24 protein-coding genes are annotated in these 22,289 nt (G+C 60.2%); 15 read left to right on the forward strand and 9 right to left on the reverse strand.

The genetic code is table 11. The annotated features are described in order from the left end of the window. Positions 1-60: 60 nt before the first annotated feature. Together EAH78_RS11610 and EAH78_RS11615 are read left to right on the forward strand one after the other, a co-directional pair. Positions 61-1,722 carry a GMC family oxidoreductase gene (locus EAH78_RS11610; protein WP_140667658.1) on the forward strand — a complete coding sequence of 554 codons (1,662 nt, stop codon included), beginning with the start codon at positions 61-63 and terminating at the stop codon, positions 1,720-1,722. Between the two features lie 160 nt (positions 1,723-1,882). Then, positions 1,883-3,505, forward strand: a complete 1,623-nt coding sequence (locus EAH78_RS11615) for an MFS transporter (protein WP_140667659.1) — start codon at positions 1,883-1,885, stop codon at positions 3,503-3,505. Between the two features lie 51 nt (positions 3,506-3,556). On the opposite strand, the gene EAH78_RS11620 is transcribed toward EAH78_RS11615, so the two are convergent. After that, complete coding sequence (locus tag EAH78_RS11620) at positions 3,557-3,925, reverse strand: DUF427 domain-containing protein (protein ID WP_140667660.1); 369 nt, start codon at positions 3,923-3,925, stop codon at positions 3,557-3,559. Between the two features lie 265 nt (positions 3,926-4,190). Between EAH78_RS11620 and EAH78_RS11625 the strand changes: the two genes are divergently transcribed. The 5 genes from EAH78_RS11625 to EAH78_RS11640 all read left to right on the forward strand — a co-directional run bounded on the left by EAH78_RS11625 (position 4,191) and on the right by EAH78_RS11640 (position 8,286). Next, entirely contained in the window at positions 4,191-6,140 is a 1,950-nt protein-coding gene (locus tag EAH78_RS11625; RefSeq protein ID WP_140667661.1) for a DNA topoisomerase III, read from the forward strand. A gap of 113 nt (positions 6,141-6,253) precedes the next feature. After that, on the forward strand, positions 6,254-6,883 hold the full coding sequence (locus tag EAH78_RS11630) for a glutathione S-transferase family protein (protein WP_140667662.1): 630 nt from the start codon (positions 6,254-6,256) through the stop codon (positions 6,881-6,883). 51 nt (positions 6,884-6,934) lie between these two features. Further along, complete coding sequence (locus EAH78_RS11635; protein WP_140667663.1) at positions 6,935-7,501, forward strand: GNAT family N-acetyltransferase; 567 nt, start codon at positions 6,935-6,937, stop codon at positions 7,499-7,501. 81 nt (positions 7,502-7,582) lie between these two features. Next, positions 7,583-7,735, forward strand: a complete 153-nt coding sequence (locus tag EAH78_RS32140; protein ID WP_007946257.1) for a hypothetical protein — start codon at positions 7,583-7,585, stop codon at positions 7,733-7,735. A gap of 221 nt (positions 7,736-7,956) precedes the next feature. Continuing rightward, entirely contained in the window at positions 7,957-8,286 is a 330-nt protein-coding gene (locus EAH78_RS11640) for a hypothetical protein (protein WP_140667664.1), read from the forward strand. 69 nt (positions 8,287-8,355) lie between these two features. Here the strand turns inward: EAH78_RS11640 and cynR are convergent, their stop codons facing one another. Then, the gene (gene cynR, locus EAH78_RS11645; protein WP_140667665.1) at positions 8,356-9,228 is read right to left on the reverse strand and encodes a transcriptional regulator CynR; all 873 of its coding nucleotides are present in this window, start codon (positions 9,226-9,228) and stop codon (positions 8,356-8,358) included. A gap of 121 nt (positions 9,229-9,349) precedes the next feature. Between cynR and cynS the strand changes: the two genes are divergently transcribed. Together cynS and EAH78_RS11655 are read left to right on the forward strand one after the other, a co-directional pair. Next, a complete protein-coding gene (gene cynS / locus EAH78_RS11650; RefSeq protein WP_027925323.1) occupies positions 9,350-9,817 on the forward strand; it encodes a cyanase in 468 nt (155 codons plus the stop codon). Positions 9,818-9,876: 59 nt separating this feature from the next. After that, entirely contained in the window at positions 9,877-10,536 is a 660-nt protein-coding gene (locus tag EAH78_RS11655) for a carbonic anhydrase (protein WP_140667666.1), read from the forward strand. A 50-nt stretch (positions 10,537-10,586) separates the two neighbouring features. Here EAH78_RS11655 and EAH78_RS11660 read toward each other — a convergent pair whose 3' ends face one another. The 3 genes from EAH78_RS11660 to glsB all read right to left on the reverse strand — a co-directional run bounded on the left by EAH78_RS11660 (position 10,587) and on the right by glsB (position 13,498). Beyond that, positions 10,587-10,928, reverse strand: coding sequence for a BON domain-containing protein (locus tag EAH78_RS11660; protein ID WP_140667667.1), 342 nt, complete (start codon positions 10,926-10,928; stop codon positions 10,587-10,589). Between the two features lie 73 nt (positions 10,929-11,001). Next, positions 11,002-12,504: an aldehyde dehydrogenase family protein gene (locus EAH78_RS11665; protein WP_140667668.1), complete on the reverse strand. Its 1,503-nt coding sequence runs from the start codon at positions 12,502-12,504 to the stop codon at positions 11,002-11,004. Positions 12,505-12,589: 85 nt separating this feature from the next. Next, the gene (glsB, locus tag EAH78_RS11670; protein WP_140667669.1) at positions 12,590-13,498 is read right to left on the reverse strand and encodes a glutaminase B; all 909 of its coding nucleotides are present in this window, start codon (positions 13,496-13,498) and stop codon (positions 12,590-12,592) included. A gap of 380 nt (positions 13,499-13,878) precedes the next feature. Here glsB and EAH78_RS11680 point away from each other — a divergent pair, with 380 nt between their 5' ends. From EAH78_RS11680 to EAH78_RS11690, 3 genes are read left to right on the forward strand one after another with little or no spacing between them, the layout of a single operon-like run. Beyond that, complete coding sequence (locus tag EAH78_RS11680; protein WP_140667671.1) at positions 13,879-14,082, forward strand: HvfA family oxazolone/thioamide-modified RiPP metallophore; 204 nt, start codon at positions 13,879-13,881, stop codon at positions 14,080-14,082. Between the two features lie 57 nt (positions 14,083-14,139). Then, a complete protein-coding gene (locus tag EAH78_RS11685; RefSeq protein WP_140667672.1) occupies positions 14,140-14,655 on the forward strand; it encodes an HvfX family Cu-binding RiPP maturation protein in 516 nt (171 codons plus the stop codon). 55 nt (positions 14,656-14,710) lie between these two features. Beyond that, positions 14,711-15,409 (forward strand): dienelactone hydrolase family protein, encoded by a 699-nt coding sequence (locus tag EAH78_RS11690; protein WP_140667673.1) that lies wholly within the window; start codon positions 14,711-14,713, stop codon positions 15,407-15,409. Positions 15,410-15,482: 73 nt separating this feature from the next. On the opposite strand, the gene EAH78_RS11695 is transcribed toward EAH78_RS11690, so the two are convergent. Together EAH78_RS11695 and EAH78_RS11700 are read right to left on the reverse strand one after the other, a co-directional pair. After that, entirely contained in the window at positions 15,483-16,451 is a 969-nt protein-coding gene (locus EAH78_RS11695) for a nitrilase-related carbon-nitrogen hydrolase (protein ID WP_140667674.1), read from the reverse strand. Between the two features lie 87 nt (positions 16,452-16,538). After that, entirely contained in the window at positions 16,539-17,477 is a 939-nt protein-coding gene (locus tag EAH78_RS11700) for a GlxA family transcriptional regulator (RefSeq protein ID WP_140667675.1), read from the reverse strand. Positions 17,478-17,892: 415 nt separating this feature from the next. On the opposite strand from EAH78_RS11700, the gene EAH78_RS11705 reads away from it, so the two are divergent. Beyond that, entirely contained in the window at positions 17,893-18,387 is a 495-nt protein-coding gene (locus tag EAH78_RS11705) for a PaaI family thioesterase (protein WP_140667676.1), read from the forward strand. 27 nt (positions 18,388-18,414) lie between these two features. Here the strand turns inward: EAH78_RS11705 and EAH78_RS11710 are convergent, their stop codons facing one another. Next, the gene (locus EAH78_RS11710; RefSeq protein WP_140667677.1) at positions 18,415-19,035 is read right to left on the reverse strand and encodes a cell wall hydrolase; all 621 of its coding nucleotides are present in this window, start codon (positions 19,033-19,035) and stop codon (positions 18,415-18,417) included. 145 nt (positions 19,036-19,180) lie between these two features. On the opposite strand from EAH78_RS11710, the gene EAH78_RS11715 reads away from it, so the two are divergent. Continuing rightward, on the forward strand, positions 19,181-20,032 hold the full coding sequence (locus EAH78_RS11715) for a CAP domain-containing protein (protein ID WP_140667678.1): 852 nt from the start codon (positions 19,181-19,183) through the stop codon (positions 20,030-20,032). Positions 20,033-20,063: 31 nt separating this feature from the next. On the opposite strand, the gene EAH78_RS11720 is transcribed toward EAH78_RS11715, so the two are convergent. Beyond that, entirely contained in the window at positions 20,064-20,300 is a 237-nt protein-coding gene (locus EAH78_RS11720) for a hypothetical protein (protein WP_140667679.1), read from the reverse strand. Between the two features lie 200 nt (positions 20,301-20,500). On the opposite strand from EAH78_RS11720, the gene EAH78_RS11725 reads away from it, so the two are divergent. Further along, entirely contained in the window at positions 20,501-22,264 is a 1,764-nt protein-coding gene (locus tag EAH78_RS11725; protein ID WP_140667680.1) for an L-lactate permease, read from the forward strand. Positions 22,265-22,289 lie beyond the last annotated feature (25 nt).

The raw sequence follows: 22,289 nt of genomic DNA on the forward strand, positions 1-22,289 counted from the left end.
TTTTGACGAAAGCGAACAACTAGGATGACTGACAACAAGAACAACAAGACGAGGTCAGGGATGCAGACTCTCCTGGATGAAGTCGACTACATCGTGGTCGGCGCCGGGCCGGCCGGTTGTTTACTGGCCAATCGACTGTCGGCCAACCCGCAACACCGGGTGTTGCTGCTCGAAGCCGGCGGTCGCGATAACTACGCGTGGATTCACATTCCCGTGGGCTACCTGTTCTGCATTGGCAACCCGCGCACTGACTGGTGCTTCAAGACCCAGGCGCAACCCGGCCTGCAAGGGCGCACCCTGAGTTACCCGCGCGGCAAAGTGCTCGGCGGCTGCTCTTCCATCAACGGCATGATTTACATGCGTGGCCAGGCCGGCGACTACGATCGCTGGGCTGCTGACGGCAATCCGGGCTGGAGCTGGAACGATGTGTTGCCGCTGTTCAAGAAGAGCGAAAACCATTTTGCCGGCGACTCCGAATTTCATGGTGCCAGCGGCGACTGGCGGGTTGAGCGGCAGCGGCTGTCGTGGCCGATTCTCGATGCCTTCCGCAACGCTGCCGAGCAAAGCGGCATTGCCAGCATCGATGATTTCAACCAGGGCGATAACGAAGGCTGCGGCTACTTTCAGGTCAATCAGAAGGCCGGGATCCGCTGGAACGCGGCCAAGGCGTTTCTCAAACCGGTCCGCCATCGCGCCAATCTCACGGTACTGACCGACATCGAAGTGGACCGCGTGCTGCTGGAAAACGGCCGCGCCTCGGCAGTGATTACACGCTGGCAAGGTCAGGCGAAAGCCTTCAAGGCGCGCAAGGAAATCGTCCTGTGTGCCGGCTCTGTCGGTTCACCGGGCATCCTCCAGCGCTCCGGCATCGGCCCTCGCCCGCTGCTGCAAAAACTCGGGATCGGTGTGGCCCATGAGCTGCCGGGGGTGGGCGGCAACCTGCAGGATCACCTGCAACTGCGGCTGATCTACAAACTGGAAAACGCCCGAACGCTGAACCAGATCGCCGGCAGCGTATGGGGCAAGATGGGCATGGGTTTGCGCTACCTGTATGACCGCAGTGGCCCGCTGTCCATGGCACCAAGTCAACTCGGCGCCTTCGCCCGCTCGGGACCTGAACAGACCTCGGCGAATCTCGAATACCACGTGCAGCCGTTGTCGCTGGAGCGCTTCGGCGAACCGTTGCACCCCTTCCCTGCCTTTACCGCTTCGGTCTGCGATCTACGGCCGCAAAGCCGTGGCCGGGTGGACATCAGTTCTGCCAATCCGCAGGACGCGCCGGTGATTCAGCCCAACTATTTGAGTCACCCAGAGGACTTGCGCGTGGCGGCTGATGCCATTCGCCTGACCCGACGCATCGTTGCCGCGCCGGCGTTGCATGCGTTCAAACCGGTCGAGTATTTGCCCGGTGACCGTTTGCAGACTGAAGAGGAATTGCACGAAGCCGCTGCGCAGATTGGCACGACCATTTTCCATCCGGTGGGCACTTGCCGGATGGGTAACGATGCGGATGCGGTGGTGGACGCCGAGTTGCGGGTCCATGGCATTCCCGGGTTGCGGGTGGCTGACGCCTCGATCATGCCGCGCATTACTTCGGGCAATACCTGCTCACCGACGTTGATGATTGCCGAAAAAGCCGCCCAGCTAATCCTCGAACCCACACCCAGCACAACCCCTGTGGGAGCGGGCTTGCTCGCGAAAGCGGTGGATCTTCAACATTGATGGTGACTGACACGACGCATTCGCGAGCAAGCCCGCTCCCACAGGGGACTAATGCTGTCCTTGAGGGATTGAACTTTGTTCGCGGTGCCGGGCACTACCTCTACAAGGAACACGCAACACCAGTGGAACAACAAAAACAATCACTGTGAGGGATACCGATATGTCAGAACATGTTCAGCCTATGGAAGCCGTGCCCGTCGCGACAGTCAGCCATGACACCCGCAAAGTCATCTTCGCCTCGTCGCTGGGGACGGTCTTCGAGTGGTACGACTTTTTCCTCTATGGCGCCCTCGCGGCGGTGATCAGCAAGCAGTTTTTCGCCGGGGTCAACGACACCACGGCGTTCATCTTTGCGTTGATGGCCTTCGCCGCAGGCTTCATCGTGCGACCTTTCGGAGCATTGGTGTTCGGTCGGTTGGGGGACATGATCGGGCGTAAGTACACCTTCCTCGCGACCATCGTGCTCATGGGCCTGGCGACGTTCTGCGTCGGTTTGCTGCCGACCTACGCGAGCATCGGCATCGCCGCGCCGATCATCCTCGTGGTGCTGCGCATGCTTCAGGGCCTGGCCCTGGGCGGTGAATACGGCGGCGCTGCGACCTATGTCGCGGAGCACGCGCCGATGGGCAAACGCGGTTTCCACACCAGCTGGATTCAGTCCACGGCGACCCTCGGCTTGTTGCTGTCGCTGCTAGTGGTACTCGGTTGCCGCTACTTCACCGGTGACCAGTTTGAAGTCTGGGGCTGGCGCATTCCGTTTCTGTTTTCGATCATTCTGCTGGGCATCTCGACCTGGATTCGCCTGAGCCTGCACGAGTCGCCGGCCTTCGTGAAAATGAAAGAGGAAGGCAAGCTCTGCAAGTCGCCGCTGCGTGATTCCTTTGGCAAGTGGGAAAACCTCAAGGTCGTGCTGATTGCTCTGTTCAGCATCAACGCCGGGCAAGCAGTGACCTTTTACGCCGCGCAGTTTTACGTGCTGTTTTTCCTCACCCAGTTCCTGAAGATGGACCCGGCCGTGGCCAACGGCTTGCTGATCGTCAGCGTGATCATCGGCGCGCCGTTCTTCATTTTCTTTGGCTGGCTGTCGGACAAGGTCGGACGCAAACCGGTGCTGATGATCGGCCTGCTGCTGGCCACCGCGCTGTATTTCCCGATCTTCAAATCCCTGGCGCATTACGCCAACCCGGCCATTGACCAGGCCAGCCGTCAGGCGCCGATTACCGTATTGGCCGACCCGGCGACATGCACGTTCCAGTTCGACCCAGTGGGCAAGGCGAAATTTGATAGCCCATGCGACAAGGTCAAAACCTTTCTGGTCAAGCAAGGCCTGCCTTACGCCAGCGCCGCCGCACCCGCCGGCAGTGGCGTGCAGGTCAGTGTCGGTGACGTGAAAATCGACGGTTACGACGAAGCGGCCTTGCGTGGTGCGGTGACACTGGCCGGCTATCCGTCGCAGGCGGATATGCAGCAGATCAACAAACCGATGATTGTGGCGCTGATCGTGGCGCTGATCATCATCTCGGCCATGTGCTATGGCCCGCTGGCGGCGTTGATGGTTGAACTGTTCCCGACGCGCATCCGCTACACCTCGATGTCGCTGCCCTATCACATCGGCAACGGCTGGTTTGGCGGGTTCCTGCCAACCGTGTCGTTTGCGTTGGTGGTCTACACCGGCGACATTTTCTACGGGCTCTGGTACCCGGTGGTGATTACCGCGGTGAGCCTGGTGGTGGGGATGATCTGTTTGCGCGAGACCAAGAACGTCGATCTCGATAAAAACTGACGGGACTTTGTGGCGAGGGCCTCCCTCGCCACACACCTTGGGAAACGATCCTCAGACCTCGGAATCGAGTAACTCGAATTTCACCTGATCCGGGTAGAACGCCACGTATTCACGAATCTGATCGACGGATATTTTAGGGTTCTCGTAACTCCAGACCGCATTGGCGCCTTCATGCCCCGGGACTTGCAGGCTGTAATAGCTGGCATCGCCCTTGTAGGGGCAATAACTGGTGTGGTCGGTGCGGGCGTAATACTTTTCGTCGATGTCCTCACGCGGTATGTAATACACCGGCGGGTAATTGGCCTCCAACAGCACCAAGGCGCGCGCGGACGCTGCCACCTGAATGCCATGAAACTTCACCAACAGGCAGCCCGGCTGCTCGGCGATGGTGATGACAGGACTGGGACCGGAGCTTTTCATGGAATACGTTCCTCATGACGGTGATAAACCTGTGGGAGCGTGGCGCCCGTGATGGCGCGCGCAGAGGCCCCGAAACCTGAGACCACAACTGTCAGGTATAACCCAAAATTCGCCGTTGCCACGGCCCCGCAGCCGAACGGGCCGTTTCGCTTGCAGCAACCAGACGCAACAGCTTTGCTGTACATCCATACAGATAAAGATTGATCCGGCGCTCATCACCGGCCATTCTGTGCGCCTCTTGCACACTTGATGAACGATGGTGGTTATGCGGCTGTACCTCTGTGAAAAACCTTCCCAGGCCAAAGACATTGCAGCAGTGCTCGGCGCCAAGCGTCGGGGCGACGGCTGCTGGCTGGGAACAGACGTCACGGTGACCTGGTGCATCGGCCATTTGCTGGAAACAGCGCCGCCGGACGCCTACGACGCGCGCTACAAACGCTGGGTACTGGCGGACCTGCCGATCATTCCCGAAAAGTGGAAGATGACCGTCAAGCCGCGTACGGCCAGTCAGTACAAAGCCGTCAAACGCTTGCTCGGCGAGGCCGATGAGTTGGTGATCGCCACCGACGCCGACCGCGAAGGCGAGATGATCGCCCGCGAACTGGTCGAGCACTGCCGCTATCGCGGGCCGATCCGCCGGTTGTGGCTGTCGGCGCTGGACGACGCGTCGATTCGCAAGGCACTGGCCGCGCTCAAGCCGGGGGCCGAAACCTTCAGCCTTTATCATTCGGCGTTGGGCCGCTCCCGGGCCGACTGGCTGATCGGGATGAACATGAGCCGGTTGTTTACGTTGCTGGGGCGTCAATCCGGGTATCAGGGTGTGCTGCCGGTGGGTCGCGTGCAGACGCCAACCTTGCGGCTGGTGGTGGACCGCGATCGCAGCATTGCTGATTTCGTCCCCGTGGCTTATTGGGCCATCGACGTGCAGTTGTTGCACGAAGGCACCACGTTCACGGCTCAGTGGCGCGCGGCGTCCGATGCTTGTGATGATCAGGATCGCTGCCTGAATCAGGGTCTCGCGCAAAACGCGGCTCAAGCGCTTGCGAACGCATCGACTGCGCGTGTGATCAAGCTGCGCACCGAGCGCATGCGTGAAGTCGCGCCATTACCGTTCGATCTGGGCACCTTACAGGAAGTCTGCTCGAAGAAACTCGGGCTCGGCGCCCAGGAAACCCTGGATATCGCCCAGGCGCTCTACGAAACCCACAAAGTCATCACCTACCCGCGCAGTGATTGCGGTTTTCTGCCATTGAGTCAGCACAGTGAAGCCCCAGGCATTCTCGCCGCGTTGCGTCATGCTGACCCGTCCCTGAACGCCCTGAACGATTACCTGGAACCGCAACGGCGCTCACGGGCCTGGAACGATGCCAAGGTCACCGCGCACCACGGCATCATCCCCACAGCGGCGGCAAAGAATCTGGAAAGGCTGATGGGTAAACAGCGGGCGGTCTACACATTGATTCGCGCCCGTTATCTGGCGCAGTTCCTGCCCAATCATGAATACGACCGCACTCAGGCCGACTTCAATTGTGCCGGTGAAGCCCTGCGTGCCGTCGGCAAGCAGATCGTCGAACCCGGCTGGAAGCGTGCCCTGCCGGAAGCCCTGGCCCCCGCCAAGGGTCGTGAGGCTCCCGCGCCACAAACGTTGCCGGCACTGGCCGAAGGGCTGGATTGCGCCGTCGCCGACGTCAGGCTCAAGGACCTGTGGACGCAACCACCGAAACCGTTCACCGAAGGCGACCTGATCAAAGCCATGAAGAACGTGGCCAAACTGGTGGAAGACCCGCTGCTCAAACAGAAACTCAAGGACACCACCGGCATCGGCACCGAGGCGACACGCGCCTCGATCATCCAGGGCCTGCTCGACCGTGGTTACCTGATCAAGAACGGTAAAGCCCTGGCCGCCACGCAGGCGGCCTTCAGCCTGATCGATGCGGTGCCGCGTGCGATTGCCGACCCCGGCACCACCGCGATCTGGGAACAAGCGCTGGACATGGTGCAGAGCGGCGAAATGAGCCTGGAAGAATTCGTCACCAAACAGGCGGCGTGGATGAGCAAGCAAGTCGCCCGTTGCGCCGGTTTGAGCCTGACCATCAGCGGGCCAGCCAGCCCGGCCGGACGAGGTGCCGCACCGTGGAAGAAAAAACGCAAACCGGCGCCACGCAAACCCTCGACGGGCAGCAAACGCGCCGCGAAACCGACCAGCAAGGCTTGATGGCACTTCGAAGGGACCGGGATGGTCTAGTGTTCTTCAAGCCCGGCGGCCGTCTGTTCTGAAAAAACATCGCAGCCTCGTTCCACTCGACAGTTCCTACAGGAATCTTGTTTATGATTATCGTGCACCACCTGAACAACTCCCGCTCCCAGCGCATTCTCTGGCTGCTGGAAGAACTGGCGATTCCTTACGAGCTGAAACTGTATCAGCGCGATCCGAAAACCAATCTCGCCCCACCGGAATTGAAAGCGGTCAATGCGCTGGGCAAATCGCCGGTCATCGAAGACGGTGCGCAGAAGCTGATCGAGTCCGCGGCGATCATCGACTACCTGATCCGCCGTCATGGCCAGGGTCGCCTGCAACCCGATCCGTCCACCCCCGCCTACGATGAATACGTGCAATGGCTGCATTTCGCCGAAGGCTCGGCCATATTGCCGCTGATGTTGAACTTGTATGTCGGGCGCCTGGGTGAAGCCGGTGCGCCGCTGCATCCGCGCATCAACTCGGAAGTGGCCAACTACCTGGGCTACCTCGACACCGCACTGAGCCAGTCCGATTACCTGCTCGGTGACGAGTTCAGCGCCGCCGATATCCAGATGAGCTTCATCGGCGAAATCGCCCGGGCCCAGGGCAAGCTGGCCAACTACCCTCATGTAGCGGCCTGGGTCCAACGGTTTCAAGCGCGCCCGGCTTACCTCGCTGCGCTGAATAAAGGTGGCAAGTACGACTTCGCGCCGCACTGAGTGTCCCTGACAGGGCCACGGATGGCCCTGCTTACCTTGGAGCGCCCCGCAATGCCTTCGATAGAACTGCACGCCGCACAGCGCGACGACCTCGACACTCTCGAAAACCTGATGCAGTTCTACGTCTATGACTTCAGCGAATGGCTGCCGCTGGAACTCGGCGAGCATGGGTTTTTCAATATCCAGCCCAAACTCGATTACTGGCGCAAGCCCGCGACCCGGCCGTTTCTGATCCGGGTCGACGGTGAGCTGGCGGGTTTCGTGACCGTGGATGACGACACCCACCTCGAAGGCGCCGAGTACAACGTCGGCTACTTTTTTGTCAGTCGGCGCTTCCGTGGCCAAGGTGTCGCGAAGTTTGTCGCTTCCACCCTCTTGAGCCAGTTCCCCGGTCAATGGCAGATTTTCCACATCGATGCGAACCCGCCTGCACGGCGGTTCTGGGCCAAAGTGATGCCTGATCTCACGGGCAATCAGTTCACCCTGCATCAGCAGCCGGTCGACGGTTATCCCGCCACGTTCTACCGCTTCCAAAGCCCCCAGCATAGGCCTGACAGGCGCATTCCGGCCTCGCTTTTTCATTCCAATCCGTTTTGTCCGACAATATGTAGTGACTGAAAATAATCACTACATAACGGTTGACGCCTCCGATTTGCCCTTGCATGATGCAGACATCTCCCCGATCGGGAGTACAGCAACATGTTTGAGCAAGCTCGTCTGACCGCCGAGCTGTTTTTCCCGGATACACGCTGCCCACAAGGCAGATTGAAGAAGCTGACCTGGCCCGAACGTCCAGTACAAGGACGAGAAGCGCTGGCGATCAATCCTCATGAAGCTTGTGGCCGACCCTGAAAAGTCGGCAGTGGCCTCCAGGTATTCGCTGCTTCTCTTCGTTGTGACGCTAACGCGTAGCAGTTATTCAACACGACTACATGCAACAGATGCGCGACCCCGTTGAATTCAACGGCCGACCGCTGACGTCCTGGTTTCGGTGCCAGGGATCAACTAACCGATGGGCTACTTGTATTAGCGAACCAACTTTGAAAGATCACCAAATGGTCAAGGGGCATATTATGAATCTGAACAATCAACCTTCTATCGATGAACTGGCTCGCATGTTCGCGGCGCAAAGAGACAGCCACGACAGCCACATCCTGTGGATCAGCAAATCGGGCCAGGTTCATATCGACTGCCTGTCGCCTCACGCTCATGAAGCGGAGTTCGACCAGAACAACCAGAACCTGCTGGCCCGACTGAAGATGTACCGTCGCGGCCAGGGCTATGTCGGCAAGAAAGCCGCGGCCGACAAGGACTTCATCGGGAATGTTCTGCAAACGCTGAAACAGGCTTGGGCATCGCTGCAGAACCAGAACGAAGTTCGGGTGATTGATCGGTTCTACTAACAATCTGACCCACTAACAAAAAGGGCCTGCTCCCATGAAAGAGCAGGCCCTTTTTTGTGCCTGACTGTTTTACATCCCCAACACCAGATTCATAAACGCCACCGACGCCGCACTGTGATAGTTGTTTTTACGACGCAACAACGCAGCCCCGCGTGTAGGCGCGTCTCCCAACAATGGAATCTTGCGCAATGCGCGTTCCTGGCTGGCGATGGCTTCCGGCAGGATGGTGGCAATCGCCGTGTACCGAATGACTTCCAGCAAGGTGCTCACAGAATTGACCTCGATCACCACCTTCGGCGTGATCTGCTCCTGGGCAAAATACTCATTGATACGGGTGCGGGTGATAAAGTCCGGGGTCAACAGCGCGAACTGCAATTGAGCGAGCTCTTCAGCGGACAATGCGAGCTGGCTGTCATACAACGGATGATCTCGCCCCACCATCACCCCCAGTGTCTCGGTAAACGCCGGGATCGATTCGATGTCGGCATTTCTGACTTCATTGAACGCGATGGCGATGTCCAGCGAGTCATCCGCCAACCCCGCCTCAATGTCATCCATCGACAACTCGAAAATCTCCAGATGGATGTTCGGAAACCGCGCCACGTAATCACGCACCAACGGCCCCACCAAATACGCCATAAACGTCGGCGTCATGGCCAGACGCAAGGTGCCGCGGGACAAGTCCTTCACGTCATGCAGCGCACGCTTGCCGGCTTCCAGTTCCACCAATACGCGACGAGCGCATTCGATGTAGGCCGCGCCGGCATCGGTCGGTTTGACCGTGCGCGAGGTGCGGTCGAACAGGCTCACGCCCAGGGTTTCTTCCAGCTGGCGAATTTGCTGGGACAAGGTCGGCTGCGACACATGCAGCGCCTCGGCGGCCCGGGTGAAACCGCCGTGGTCGGCGACCGCCAGCAAGTAGCGCAGATGTCGTAACAGCATGGGAATACCATCTATAGGCAGGGCTTATGCGCGGCATTGTATATGGGTCTTGGACGCTATGGTTCGATCGGCAGAAGATTGCTTCACACCCAAGCCACACCACGCCGACAGGAGAATCACCATGCAACAGTCCCACGCCTACAACGACCCAAGCCTGGCCCTGACCACGTCGATCCTCGATGCCAAGGCCCGCAAGAATCTGTCCTGGCAGGACCTGACCGACGGCACCGGCCTGGGCCTGGCCTACGTCACCGCCGCCCTCCTCGGCCAGCATCCACTGCCCAAAGCCGCTGCCGAAGTGATCGGCGACAAATTGGAACTGGACGCCGACGCCGTGGCCCGCCTGCAAATCATCCCCTTGCGCGGCAGCCTCTCCGGTGTCCCGACCGACCCGACCATTTACCGCTTCTACGAAATGATCCAGATCTACGGCACCACGCTCAAAGCCCTGGTTCATGAGCAGTTTGGCGACGGCATCATCAGCGCGATCAACTTCAAGCTCGACATGAAGAAGGTCGAAGACCCGGAAGGTGGCTCCCGCGCGGTGATCACCCTCGACGGCAAGTTCCTGCCCCTGCGCCCGTTCTAAGTTGAGACTGGCCCGCGCTACCGCGCGGGTCCCCCCACATCACGCACGAGGACACCCGCATGAAAGCGCTCATCGACGGTTTTTTGAAGTTTCAGAACGAAGCCTTTCCACAACGCACCGACCTGTTCAAACACCTGGCCACCACTCAACATCCCGGCACGTTGTTCATCACCTGTTCCGACAGCCGTGTAGTGCCCGAATTACTGACCCAACAAGAACCCGGTGAATTGTTCGTCATCCGTAACGCCGGCAACATCGTGCCCTCCTACAGTCCGCACCCGGGCGGAGTATCGGCCACGGTTGAATACGCGGTCGCGGTGCTCGGCGTTACCGACATTGTGATCTGTGGCCATTCCGATTGCGGCGCCATGACCGCTATCGCCAAGTGCACATGCATGGATCACCTGCCGGCAGTCAGCGGCTGGTTGCAACACGCCGAATCGGCAAAAGTCATTAACGAATCCCGCCCTCACGCCACTGACGCGGCGAAGGTCAGCTCAATGGTGCGGGAAAACGTCATCGCGCAACTGGCCAACATCCAGACACACCCGAGCGTGCGCCTGGCGCAGGAAAAAGGCCTGTTGAATTTGCATGGCTGGGTGTACGACATCGAGACCGGTTCGATTGACGCCCTGGAGGCCAGCAGCCGTACCTTCGTCTCACTGGCGGAACATCCGACCACCTGCGCGGTGTACGGCAAAGCCGCCGAAGCCGCTTGAGAAACAACCCTGGCGCAGCGCTCCCGATCGCGGAAGCGCTGCTGACTGGGTCATTTGTCGTCTGACGAACGTGGCCGTTGCTCAGCGCTCTCCTCAGCGTTGGGCGCTTCGGGAAAACTGCCTGGCTTGAACACGTGGGTCAGCAATTCCCGTGCATCGACGTCGACAACACCCTGAACCGAGCGAGTCAGCGCAACCGCCTGCTCACACTCCCGATGGGTATTGACCCGACCACTCAACGCCACAGTGCCCGCATGGGTTTTGACGTGAATGTGCATGGCCAGGGTGGGCTCGGCCATGGCCAGGGCTGACTTCACCCGGGTCGTCAGCCAGGTATCGTGAGCAACCGACTCCAAGTGATGGGAGTATTGCTCGAAGGAACGAAGTTTCATGATGGATCCCTCTTTCAGAACGAAGGAGCAAACACCTTAATTATAGTGCGCCCCTCGCCTGAGGTCGGAATGCCTAGCGTTTGACTGAAAGATCGGTCTGCGTCATGCGACTGCGAATGGTGAACACACCGTCTCCCGAGAGAATCGCGCTGCGCGCAAACAGTCGACCGCTCTCCCAGTTCGAAAGACCCAGCTCCGGCTTGTTCAGCGCGTACTGGCCGTCGACCCAACGCGTGATGCCGTTACCGACAAATGGCGCGTTGACCGCGTTGTAGAAACGCTCATGCGCCGCGTCATCCTCACTGATCAACGACACCGTGAACTGCGGGCTGTAGCGGTTGAACAAGGCAATCGCACGGTCCAGGTCATCGACGATCATCAGGCTGACCTCAGGGGTTTCTTCCCATTCCCACTCGCGGCCCAATTGGTCCTCCGGCAGTGGTTCGGCCATCGCTTCGGTGCGGTAGCCTTCGGCGCGGTACACCTCGACGCTCGTGCTCAACCATTCAGTCGGCAAACAAGATTCGCTGCCTTCAATAATGTGCAACTTGCAGCCTTGGCCCCGTGCAGTGCCGGCCTGTTGCAACGCGTCGAGAAACAGCGGCACCAGCTCAAAGGCGCGGTCACGCTGGATCAGGCAGACGTTGAGGGTGTTGCAGACCTTGCGGTCCAGGGAATTGCGCACCACGGCGGCGAAGCGCGTCGCATCGGCGTGCTGGTCGGCGATCAGCCAGGCGCCACCGGTGCCGTGCAGGCTGACGGCGGTGCCCGCCTGTTGAGCGATGCTGCCCAATTGGCTGACCGCACGCCCCGAACCCCGGGCCACGGCCAGGGACAAACGCCGGTCGGCGAACATCGCCCACCCGGCCGCGTGATTGACGCTTTCGACCAGCGACACCGCGCCGACCGGCAACCCGGCGTCACTCAATGCCGGATTCAGTGCATGGGTGACGATCGCCTGAGCGGTGCCCAACGCATCGCTGCCAATGCGCAGCACCGCGGTATTGCCGGTGCGCAAGACACCGGCGGCATCGGCGAACACATTCGGCCGACCTTCGAAGACAAACGCGACGATGCCCAGCGGCGACACCACTTGCTCGACTTTCCAGCCGTCATGTTCGACGCTGCTGATCACTTTGCCGCGTGTGGCCGACGCATCACGCCACGCCCGCAGGCCGGCGATCATGTCGTGGCGCATACGCTCATCGGCCAGCAAACGCGTGGTGGAACGTCCACGGGCCTTGGCGCGCTCGATGTCGGCGAGGTTGGCGGCCGCGATCAAATCCCAGCATTGCGGGGTTTCCAGACGCTGGGCAAACAGGTCGAAGAAGCTGCTGATCGCTTGATCCGACACCGCCGACATCGCGGTGAAGGCCGCTTCTGCGCGCTCGATCGCAACGCTGGCCGCTTGCTGGTCAGCCACCGGAATCAGCAACAATTCGCCGCTGAGCTGTTCCACCAGCAGGTGGTCTCCGGGCTGGAAGCGCGCGGCCAGTTCGGGGCTGACGACCGTGACACGATTACCGGCAAAAGGAATCGGCGTACCAGCGACTAGACGTTCGAGCACAAGAGACATGAAACGGTTTCACCATGCAGGGGGCGGCCGGAAAATGTATAGGAAATTGTCCGGAGCGTCATTAATCCCGCCCGCCTGAATTTTCTTAAAACACTGACCAGCCAATCCGCTGGCTCAGCAACTCCAGCGCGGCCATCCCGGCCAGGGAATTACCGGCGGCGTTCAATTCCGGCGACCACACGCACACCGTGAACTGCCCCGGCACCACCGCGACAATCCCGCCGCCGACGCCGCTCTTGCCCGGCAAACCCACGCGGTAGGCGAAGTTGCCGGCCTCGTCGTACAGCCCGCTGGTGGCCATGATCGAGTTGACCTGTTGAGTCTGGCGCGCGGTGAGGATCTGTTCGCCGCTGTGTTTGCAGAACCCGTCGTTGGCCAAAAAGCAGAACGCCCGGGCCAGGTCCACGCAACTCATGCGCAACGCGCAATGGCTGAAGTAGCTGCGCAGCACCGCCTCAACGTCGTTGTGAAAGTTGCCGAACGATTGCATCAGGTACGCCATGGCGGCGTTGCGCGCACGGTGCTGGTATTCGGACTCGGCGACTTTGCCATCAACCATGACCTGCGGGTTGCCGGACAGGCGACGGACAAAATCACGCATCGACAACGCCGGGGCGGCAAAGCGTGACTGGTTGATGTCGCAGATCACCAGGGCGCCGGCGTTGATGAACGGATTGCGCGGACGGCCGCGCTCGAATTCCAGCTGCACCAGCGAGTTGAACGGTTGACCGGAAGGCTCATGGCCCAGACGTTCCCAGATCGCTTCACCGGAGTGTTCGATGGCCTGCACCAGGCTGAACACCTTGGAAATGCTCTGCACCGAGAACGGCGTCTCGGCATCGCCCGCGCAGTACAGTTCACCGTCGTTGCTGTACACGGCAATGCCCAATTGATTGGCCGGCACGGTGCCGAGGGCAGGAATGTAGTCCGCCACCTTGCCCTGGCCGATCAGCGGCCGGACGGCATCGAGGATCTCGTTCAACAGCGCTTGCATGCGAGGTTCCAAAGTCACGCCCCGTGGGATTGCGGGGACACTGAGGCTAGACGCTGCGGGTCGGCCACGAATCACAGCTGACCCACCCCATTCCCGAATCCACCCTGAATCTAATGTGGGAGCGGGCTTGCTCGCGAATGCGGTGTGTCATTAAACAATGATGTTGACTGACACACCGCATTCGCGAGCAAGCCCGCTCCCACATTTTTAGATTTGCGGTGGCTGTGTATCAGCGTGTGTACAAACCCGCCCCTGACACACCCCGCCCATAAAACCCCGCCCAAACGACACATCGCAGATACACCTGCCCGGTCAACTACACCTGTCGATTGGCCAAGCCGATCAAAGCGCTCAACTCACTCAATGTACGGAGTATCACCATGTTCAAGCTCTCCACTTCTTCCCTGACCCTCGGCCTGCTCATCGCCGGTGGCCTGGCCCTGTCCAACGTCGCGTCGGCCTCCGAATCCGAAGCGTTCAGCATGAAACAACTGGCCCACGGTTACAGCCAGGTCCAGGCCGGCACCGAGGAAAAACCCGCCGAAGGCAAATGTGGCGAAGGCAAGTGCGGCGCCGCCGAGTAATCCCCTTGCGCAGGGCACACGATGCCCCGCACTGCTGACCTGACGGAGATCCCGCCCATGAACACTTCAATCTCTTCGGCCGTGAAAAGCCTGCACCTGAACCTCGACCGTGCCGGTAGCTGGCTTGCGCCCCTGACCTTGCGGTTGTTCATCGCCTGGGAGTTTTTTGAGTCGGGCCTGGAAAAATGGAACGGCGACAACTGGTTTGCCGACATCCAGGACCGCTTCCCGTTTCCGTTCGACCACGTACCGGCGACGCTGAACTGGGAACTGTCGATGTGGGCCGAGCTGATTTGCGCGCTCGCGATTCTGGTGGGTTTGGGCACGCGGGTATCGGCGATCATTCTGATCGTGGTCACGGTCGTCGCCACCGCCGCCGTTCACTGGCCGGCCGATTGGTCTACATTAAGTGAGCTTGCCCAGGGTTACGCCATCAGCAATAAAGGCCACGGCAACTTCAAACTGCCGGTGATCTACCTCGCCGCCCTGTTGCCCTTGCTGCTCTCGGGTGCCGGCAAGTTGAGCCTCGATACGCTGCTGGCGCGATTTTTCTGGCGCCGTCACAATCGCTGAAATGCTACCGTGACATGCTTCACCTTCCACCTCACTTGCGTAGACAGGAGCCACCATGAGCGTGACCACCCAATGGATCGAGATCGACAGCGACGACGGTAAATTTGGCGCTTACCTGGCCATTCCGCATACCCAGCGCGGCCCGGGGATCGTCTTGATCCAGGAGATCTTCGGCGTCAACGAGCACATCCGCTCGGTCGCCGAGCAATACGCCGCGGATGGTTATCTGGTGATCGTGCCGGACCTGTTCTGGCGCAGCGGCCACCGCATTGAACTGACCTACGACGAAGCCGGCTGGAAACGCGCCGTCGAGTTGATGAACGCCACCGACATCACCAAGGCGCAGGCCGACATCAAACTGGCCATCGACACCCTCGATGCCCAGCCGGGGCTGGATGGCGGCATCGCTTCCATCGGTTACTGCTTTGGCGGCCTGCTGTCGTACCTCACCGCCACCAACGGGCTGGTGGATGTGGCGGTCGCCTATTACGGCGGCGGCATCCAGAATCACCTGGACCGCGCCGATGACATCCAGGTGCCGCTGTTGATGCACTTCGGTGAACAGGACAGCCACATTTCCCTGGAAGCCGTGGAGCAAATCGCCGAACGTTTCGACACCAACGACAACGTGGAAATAGTTGTGTATCCGGAAGCCGAACACGGCTTCAACTGCTCACACCGCGACAGCTACAACCAGCGCGCAGCAGCTGAGGCACATGGCAATACGTTGATCTTCCTCGGTCAGGAACTGTAAAACCCACCCTCCACGAAAAAGGCCCCTTCATCGATGGATGAAAGGGCCTTTTTTGTTTGCCGCGCTTACTCGATCACACTTCTTCCGATTGACCGGTGACGGCCTGCTTCGGCTGAGCATTGCGCTCATGAACATGGCGATGCGGCGTGCGGTCGATGTTCAGGCTGAGGATCTCCGGACGGCTGTAGTGACCACGACCATCCATTTGACGTTTACGGATCTCGATCTGGAACAGGTCGATGTCAGCAATTACCTCGCCTTCGCCTTCGGTCAATGCGCCGACGACTTCACCTTGCGGGTCGATGATCGCGGTGTAGCAACCGCCGGAGATCGGGCCGATCTCGCAACCGGTGTCGGCCATGATTTGCGCTTGCTGTTCCGGGTACAACCAGGCGGTCGAGTTAACCACGAAGCACGCCGATTCCAGGGCATGCATGCGGATGCTGACTTCCATCTGCCGAGTGAACAATTCACCGGCGAACGAGCCAGGGTACATCGAGGCGTGAATCTGTTCGCCGTCTTCGATCAAGGCATAACGGGCCAGCGGGTTGTAATGTTCCCAGCAGGCCAGTTGACCGATGCGGCCGACCGCACTGTCAGTGGCGCGCAGGCCAGAGCCGTCGCCCATGCCCCAGATCATGCGCTCGTGATAGGTCGGCGAAATCTTGCGCCGCGCTTGAATCAGAGTGCCGTCCGCATCAAACAGCAGCTGCGTGTTGTACAGGGTGCTGCCATCGCGCTCATTGACGCCGATGGACACCACCATGTTGGCTTCCTTGGCGGCTCTGCCGATTTCATCGGTGGTTGCCGACGGCACGACCACGGCCTGATCCAGCAACTTGTAGTGCTCGGACCCCATTTTGAAAGGCGACTGCACAAAGGAAAAGTACGGGTAGTACGGCACGATGGTTTCCGGGAAAACGGCAAACTGCACGCCCTTCTCGCCGAGTTCGCGAATCTTGTTGACGACCTTTTCTACGGTGCCTTCACGGCTGTAGAGCACGGGTGCGATTTGGACGGCAGCGGCTTTGACGATGGTCATGGCGGTGATCTCACTGGGGGAATGGGCTTCAACGAGATACAGATTACGTCAATCATATTTTGTCTTAAATGTCGAATACACCACCTTTCAGGACACCGCCCGATTCGCTCGCTGGATCACTTGCGGCGGTTGGCCGAAGGCGCGGATAAAGGCACGACGCATACGCTCCCGGTCACCAAACCCGGTTTCGGTGGCGACCACATCGATGGCATGACGTCCGGTTTCCATCATCAACCGTGCGGCTTCTACCCGTAGGTTTTCAATGGCCTTGGCCGGCGATTGACCGGTTTCGGCATGGAACACTCGACTGAATTGGCGCGGGCTCAAATTCGCTGCGTTGGCCAACTCTTCCACCGACAACGCGGATTTCAGGTGCTGCTTGGCATAGGTCAACGCCGACTGAATGCGGTCGGTCTTCGGTTCGAGTTCCAGCATCACCGAAAACTGCGACTGACCACCCGCTCGGCGGTGATACACCACCAGTTGCCGGGCCACCGTGCGCGCCACTTGGGCACCAAGGTCCTTTTCCACCAGCGCCAACGCCAGGTCGACACAGGCACTCATGCCGGCAGCGGTCCAGAGATTGCCATCGTTGATGAAAATGCGGTCCTCTTCGACCAACACCTTTGGATATGCTCGCTGCAAGGCCGGCGCATGACACCAGTGCGTGGTCGCCCGTCGGCCGTCGAGCAAACCCGCTTCTGCCAGTGCAATCGCACCGGTGCAGATCGACCCCAGGCGCCGGGTGGACTCGCTGGCACGGCGTAAAAAAGCAACCATGCCTGGCGACGTGGGCCGGATCAGGTTGTCGCCCATGACCAGCAGCGTATCGAACGCGCGTTGATCGAAGGGCCGGGTTTCCACACCGAAACCGGCGGAGGTCTGCACCGTGCCGCCGTGCTCGGACAACAGGGAAAGGCTGTACACCGGGTCTTCGGCGGTGGTGTTGGCCAGCTCGAAGGTGGCGCACATGGCGAGGCCGAGGACCTGGAAGCCGGGGTAAACGATGAGGCCGATGTGGTGCATGGGGTGGCTGATCCCTATTGACCTTAAAAGTGGCATGGGTGATTTCAAGCCGTCACTCTACGCCGGTTAGCCTGGGGAAAATAATTCGGCGATCAGTGGATCGAGTACAACCGCTACTCCGCACTCCGGCCTGAGTGGTCGTCCAGATATCGCAGAGCCACGAGGCCTCCGTTCCGTCCCGGATCAATCGCACCGCAAAAAAGGTGCGCTATGACAGGCGCAATGTGCATTCCACGTTTGCGCCTGGCCTGAATCGCATCGCTATCTCGTTGATTTGAAGGCAACGGTTCCCATACGGGGAAGCTGATGCCGCTCGGCGTGCGATGTTAAAAAAGCACCAGAATGGCGTAATGGACTTCCCCTCGTTCCGGCGTTTTAATCGCAGGCGGACTTCAAGGCACAACAAGGGATCACCATGCTCGATATCTCCATGCAGGACCGCGCCGCACCGGATGGCGTGTGCTATGGCTGCGGCAGCCGCAACCCTCACGGGCTGCACGTCAAAAGCCACTGGCACGAGGACGGCGTCCACGTTGTCGCCGAGCATCTGCCCGAGGCCAAATACTGTGGCTGGCCGGATCTGGTGTATGGCGGCTTGATTGCGATGTTGGTGGATTGCCATTCGAACTGGACGGCCATGGCGTATCACTACCGGGCCGAACACCGCGAGCCGGGCTCACTGCCGCGCATCGACTGCGTCACCGGCAACCTGGGCATCAAGTTCATCAAACCGACGCCGATGGGCGTTGCGCTGACTTTGCGCGCCAAGGTCGAAGGCGACATCGGGCGCAAGACCCGCGTCATCTGCGAGGTGTACGCCGACGGCGTGCTCACGGCGGTGGGCGACTCAGTGTTTGTCCGGGTCGATACCGGGCAACTGGCCGCCGCTGCGCATGGTCGTGAGGTCTGAGGGTTTTGAACCTCAGGGTCGGTCAACTTACTTCGCCGACCCGTCATGGGGCTTGTAGAACACGAACAAGCCGATGCTCGCCGTTTTGATGTACTTCTTGGCCCAGACCGGCTTCACCGTCTTGTCATGAAAATACATAGCGCCGCCGGTGTGATCCGGCAGCTGTTTGTTCAGCGCCTTGCGCGCGATTTCCTTGGCCAGGGCATATTGGGTTTCTTCCTGAGCCGTGTCCGGTTTCCCGTCACACCACCAGGAGAACTGGCAGTTTTTGGTTTCGGACCCTTGCTTGACCACTTTGCACACGGTATCGGGAAAACCCTCGTGGCCGAGGCGGTTCATTACCACGTTGGCCACCGCTTCCATGTCGGCCGTGTCCTTGCCTTTGGCTTCCCAGTAAATGGAGCGCGCCATGCAGGTAATCGCGTCGTCCAGCGGCGCCGTGCCGGCCGGGTCGACGGCCTGGACTTCAGACTGGGTGATGGCCTGGGATTTGGGCACCGGCACATCGTTGCCCTTCTCGGCCGCTTTCTGTTCAAGCACCTGCGCCTTGTCTTCCGCGACCTCCTTTTTTTGTTGTTGATCGTCCGCCATGGACTGACCAGTTAGCAGAGAAAGGGCGAGAAACGCGGCAATCCAATTAACGGACATGGACATGGTGCAAGCACTCAGGAAGGTGTCGGTTCAGTGTAGTAGCCAAATCATGTCAACTACTGGGCAACAATCTGCAAAAACCCATTGCCTTGTACGGGGGGAGTTCGCGCATCATGGGCGCAGTCCGTCCAAGGGGGTTTCCATGCACGTCTTTTCATCCGCTATGCGCTTGTCGGGGTTGTCGTTGGGTCTGGTGCTTGCCACAACGGCCATGGCGTCCGAGGAATCGCAACTGGCCGATTCGATCAACGCCTTTCGCAGCCTGCCGCAAAGTTGCGCCGGTCAGGTCTCGCCGGAGTTGCCACCGCTGACCAGCGATCCGCGCCTGATTTTGCCGGCCAGCGGACAGGTCGATTTGCAGCAGGCCATGGTGCGTGCCTCGTACCCGATGCTGCATGTGCAAGCGATATCCCTGACCGGCCCGCGTGATGCGCAAGCGGCGATGATGGCGATACAGGAAAGCTTCTGCCAGGTGGTGCTGAACCTGAAATTCGTCGACATCGGCGTCAGCCGCCAAGGCAACGACTGGCGCATCGTGCTCGCCCGCCCGCTGTTGACCGCGCGCCTGGGTGATGCCGCCGCCGAAGGCCAGAAGCTGTTGGTCGAGCTCAACGCCGCGCGCAGTAAACCCCGCCAGTGCGGCAGCCAGCCATTTTCCGCGACCACCCCGCTGGCCTGGAACGCCACCCTCGCGTCCGCCGCCGAAACCAACTCGCGGGCCATGGCCAACGGCAACTATTTTGATCACAAGGACCGCGACGGCCGCACGCCGGGGGATCGCGCGGAACTGGCGGGTTACAACTTTCAGCAGATCGGCGAGAACATTGCCGCCGGGCAAGACACCGTGCGCAAGGTGGTCGACGGCTGGCTGGCCAGTCCCGGTCATTGCGCCAATCTGATGAACCCACAATTCCGTGAGCTCGGTGCGGCTTACGCAAACGATCCGAAAAGCGATGCCGGCATCTACTGGACGGCCATGTTCGGTACGCAATAAGGACGATGGCCAGAGCGGTGCCGAGCCGCTCTTACAACGTTTGCTGACTGTTGCCGACGGTTTTGGCTGTTTCGATGGCCCAAGCCATTGCGTCATCAAAGTCCAGCAGGTGCGGGGACGGATGATGGTCCTCTTCTATTACCGAGCCGTCGGGCCGGTACACCCCGATGAGCATTTTCAGGGAACCGTCCTTCAGTATCTCGGCTGTGACCTTGATCGAGCATCCGTTGGAAAGCGTCTCCTTGTGTTCCTCATGGCGTTCAGTCATCGCTGTCTCCCCGGCGTGGTGGATGGATCGAGTCAGGCATCCTTCTGAGCGTAGTAGAAGTTCGCCCGGGATCATCGCCGGCCACGGCCCGTTTCAATGATGACGAACCTGCCGAGACAGCGGCGTAATGCCACCTATACTGCATTTCACCAACCCCGCCCGGGGCCTGCGCTACCCACAATAAAAAGCAGAGGTGGAACATGGTCTGGCAGCAAATCTACGATCCCTTCGGTAACCCGGTCATTTCAACGCTCATGGCCGCCGTGCCGGTGGTGGTGATGCTGGCCTCCCTGGCGTTTTTTCACATCAAGGCGCACATGGCGGCGCTGCTCGCGCTGGCATCCGCGTTGCTGATCGCGATCTTTGCCTTCGGCATGCCGGCCAACATGGCGGGCTCAGCGGCGTTGTTTGGTGCGGCCAACGGCTTGCTGCCGATTGGCTGGATCGTGCTCAACATCATTTTCCTGCACAGGCTGACCACCGAAAACGGCTCGTTCAAGGTGCTGCAGGATTCCCTGGCGCGCATCACCGACGATCGACGCCTGCAACTGCTGCTGATCGCCTTCTGCTTCGGCGCGTTTTTCGAAGGCGCGGCCGGTTTCGGAACGCCCGTGGCGGTGACTGGTGCGATTCTGATCGGGTTGGGCTTCTCGCCCCTGGCCGCTTCGGGCCTGGCCTTGATCGCCAACACTGCACCGGTGGCGTTCGGCGCACTGGGCACACCGATCATTACCCTGGCCAAAGTGACCGGGCTGGATGAAATGGAACTGTCGATGATGGTCGGTCGGCAGCTGCCGTTCTTCTCGGTGCTCGTGCCGTTCTGGCTAATCTGGGCCTTCGCCGGTTGGCGCAAAATGCTGGAGATCTGGCCGCCAATTCTAGTGGCCGGGGTCAGCTTCGCGGTCCCGCAATTCCTCGTGTCCAACTACCACGGCCCGATGCTGGTGGACGTGATCGCCGCGCTGATTTCCATGGCCTGCCTGACCGGTTTCCTCAAGGTCTGGAAACCGGCCACGGTGCACACTTCGGCCGCCCTGACCGGGCGCGTCGACAACTCGAAAATCGATGCCGAACATGAGCAGGCACCGGCGGCCAGTGCAACCTTTTCCGCTGAAGCGAAACCGGCGGTGATGCGCGCCTGGATGCCGTGGATCATCCTCACGATCTTCGTCTTTGCCTGGGGTACCCAGGGTTTCAAAAACATGTTCGATACCCGCCCGGCGATCGATCCGCAAACCCAGTCGGTCAAGCTCGACCCGCAGGGCAAACCAATGCGCGAAGCCAACCCGATCTTCTCGCCGGCCCTGACCTTCACCACCCTGCACCTGCAAGTCGAGAAGGTGCCGCCGGTGGTGCCGGCACCGAAAACCGAAGAGGCGATCTACAAGTTCACCTGGTTCACCGCCACCGGCAGCGGCATCTTGCTGTCCGCCATTCTCGGTGGGCTGCTGATGGGCTACTCGATCCCGCAACTGGCTCGCCAATACCTGCGAACGCTGTGGGTGGTGCGCTACTCGCTGATCACCATCGCGGCGATGTTGGCCCTGGGTTACCTCACGCGCTACTCGGGACTGGACGCGACCATGGGCCTGGCCTTCGCCGCAACCGGCATTTTCTACCCGATGTTCGGCACCCTCCTCGGCTGGCTTGGCGTGGCACTGACCGGCTCGGACACCGCTTCCAACGTGTTGTTCGGCGGTTTGCAACGGGTGACGTCCGAACAACTGGGGATCAGCCCGGTGCTGATGGCGGCGGCGAACAGCTCTGGCGGGGTCATGGGAAAGATGGTCGATGCGCAGTCGATTGTGGTCGCGTCCACGGCAACCCGCTGGTACGGGCATGAGGGGGAGATTCTGCGGTATGTGTTCTTCCACTCGATCGTGCTGGCGATTCTGGTCGGCGGGCTGGTGACGTTGCAGGCGTACGTGGCGCCGTTCAGTCACATGGTGGTGGGTGGGCATTAGTCCCCACGGCACACCGTTTGCCACA

Source organism: Pseudomonas arsenicoxydans, from assembly GCF_006438915.1.
Taxonomy (GTDB): Bacteria; Pseudomonadota; Gammaproteobacteria; order Pseudomonadales; family Pseudomonadaceae; genus Aquipseudomonas; species Aquipseudomonas arsenicoxydans_A.

Bases quoted from the DNA above. Each gene is read 5' to 3' on its own strand.
- cynS (WP_027925323.1), top strand. From the start codon at position 9,350: ATGCAACAGTCCCACGCCTACAACGACCCAAGCCTGGCCCTGACCACG.
- EAH78_RS11620 (WP_140667660.1), bottom strand. From the start codon at position 3,925: ATGAAAAGCTCCGGTCCCAGTCCTGTCATCACCATCGCCGAGCAGCCG.
- EAH78_RS11725 (WP_140667680.1), top strand. From the start codon at position 20,501: ATGGTCTGGCAGCAAATCTACGATCCCTTCGGTAACCCGGTCATTTCA.
- EAH78_RS11715 (WP_140667678.1), top strand. From the start codon at position 19,181: ATGCACGTCTTTTCATCCGCTATGCGCTTGTCGGGGTTGTCGTTGGGT.
- EAH78_RS32140 (WP_007946257.1), top strand. From the start codon at position 7,583: ATGTTTGAGCAAGCTCGTCTGACCGCCGAGCTGTTTTTCCCGGATACA.
- EAH78_RS11630 (WP_140667662.1), top strand. From the start codon at position 6,254: ATGATTATCGTGCACCACCTGAACAACTCCCGCTCCCAGCGCATTCTC.
- EAH78_RS11700 (WP_140667675.1), bottom strand. From the start codon at position 17,477: ATGCACCACATCGGCCTCATCGTTTACCCCGGCTTCCAGGTCCTCGGC.
- EAH78_RS11615 (WP_140667659.1), top strand. From the start codon at position 1,883: ATGTCAGAACATGTTCAGCCTATGGAAGCCGTGCCCGTCGCGACAGTC.
- EAH78_RS11625 (WP_140667661.1), top strand. From the start codon at position 4,191: ATGCGGCTGTACCTCTGTGAAAAACCTTCCCAGGCCAAAGACATTGCA.
- EAH78_RS11695 (WP_140667674.1), bottom strand. From the start codon at position 16,451: ATGACCATCGTCAAAGCCGCTGCCGTCCAAATCGCACCCGTGCTCTAC.
- glsB (WP_140667669.1), bottom strand. From the start codon at position 13,498: ATGCAAGCGCTGTTGAACGAGATCCTCGATGCCGTCCGGCCGCTGATC.
- EAH78_RS11610 (WP_140667658.1), top strand. From the start codon at position 61: ATGCAGACTCTCCTGGATGAAGTCGACTACATCGTGGTCGGCGCCGGG.
- EAH78_RS11665 (WP_140667668.1), bottom strand. From the start codon at position 12,504: ATGTCTCTTGTGCTCGAACGTCTAGTCGCTGGTACGCCGATTCCTTTT.
- EAH78_RS11640 (WP_140667664.1), top strand. From the start codon at position 7,957: ATGAATCTGAACAATCAACCTTCTATCGATGAACTGGCTCGCATGTTC.
- cynR (WP_140667665.1), bottom strand. From the start codon at position 9,228: ATGCTGTTACGACATCTGCGCTACTTGCTGGCGGTCGCCGACCACGGC.
- EAH78_RS11720 (WP_140667679.1), bottom strand. From the start codon at position 20,300: ATGACTGAACGCCATGAGGAACACAAGGAGACGCTTTCCAACGGATGC.
- EAH78_RS11690 (WP_140667673.1), top strand. From the start codon at position 14,711: ATGAGCGTGACCACCCAATGGATCGAGATCGACAGCGACGACGGTAAA.
- EAH78_RS11660 (WP_140667667.1), bottom strand. From the start codon at position 10,928: ATGAAACTTCGTTCCTTCGAGCAATACTCCCATCACTTGGAGTCGGTT.
- EAH78_RS11710 (WP_140667677.1), bottom strand. From the start codon at position 19,035: ATGTCCGTTAATTGGATTGCCGCGTTTCTCGCCCTTTCTCTGCTAACT.
- EAH78_RS11705 (WP_140667676.1), top strand. From the start codon at position 17,893: ATGCTCGATATCTCCATGCAGGACCGCGCCGCACCGGATGGCGTGTGC.
- EAH78_RS11655 (WP_140667666.1), top strand. From the start codon at position 9,877: ATGAAAGCGCTCATCGACGGTTTTTTGAAGTTTCAGAACGAAGCCTTT.
- EAH78_RS11680 (WP_140667671.1), top strand. From the start codon at position 13,879: ATGTTCAAGCTCTCCACTTCTTCCCTGACCCTCGGCCTGCTCATCGCC.
- EAH78_RS11635 (WP_140667663.1), top strand. From the start codon at position 6,935: ATGCCTTCGATAGAACTGCACGCCGCACAGCGCGACGACCTCGACACT.
- EAH78_RS11685 (WP_140667672.1), top strand. From the start codon at position 14,140: ATGAACACTTCAATCTCTTCGGCCGTGAAAAGCCTGCACCTGAACCTC.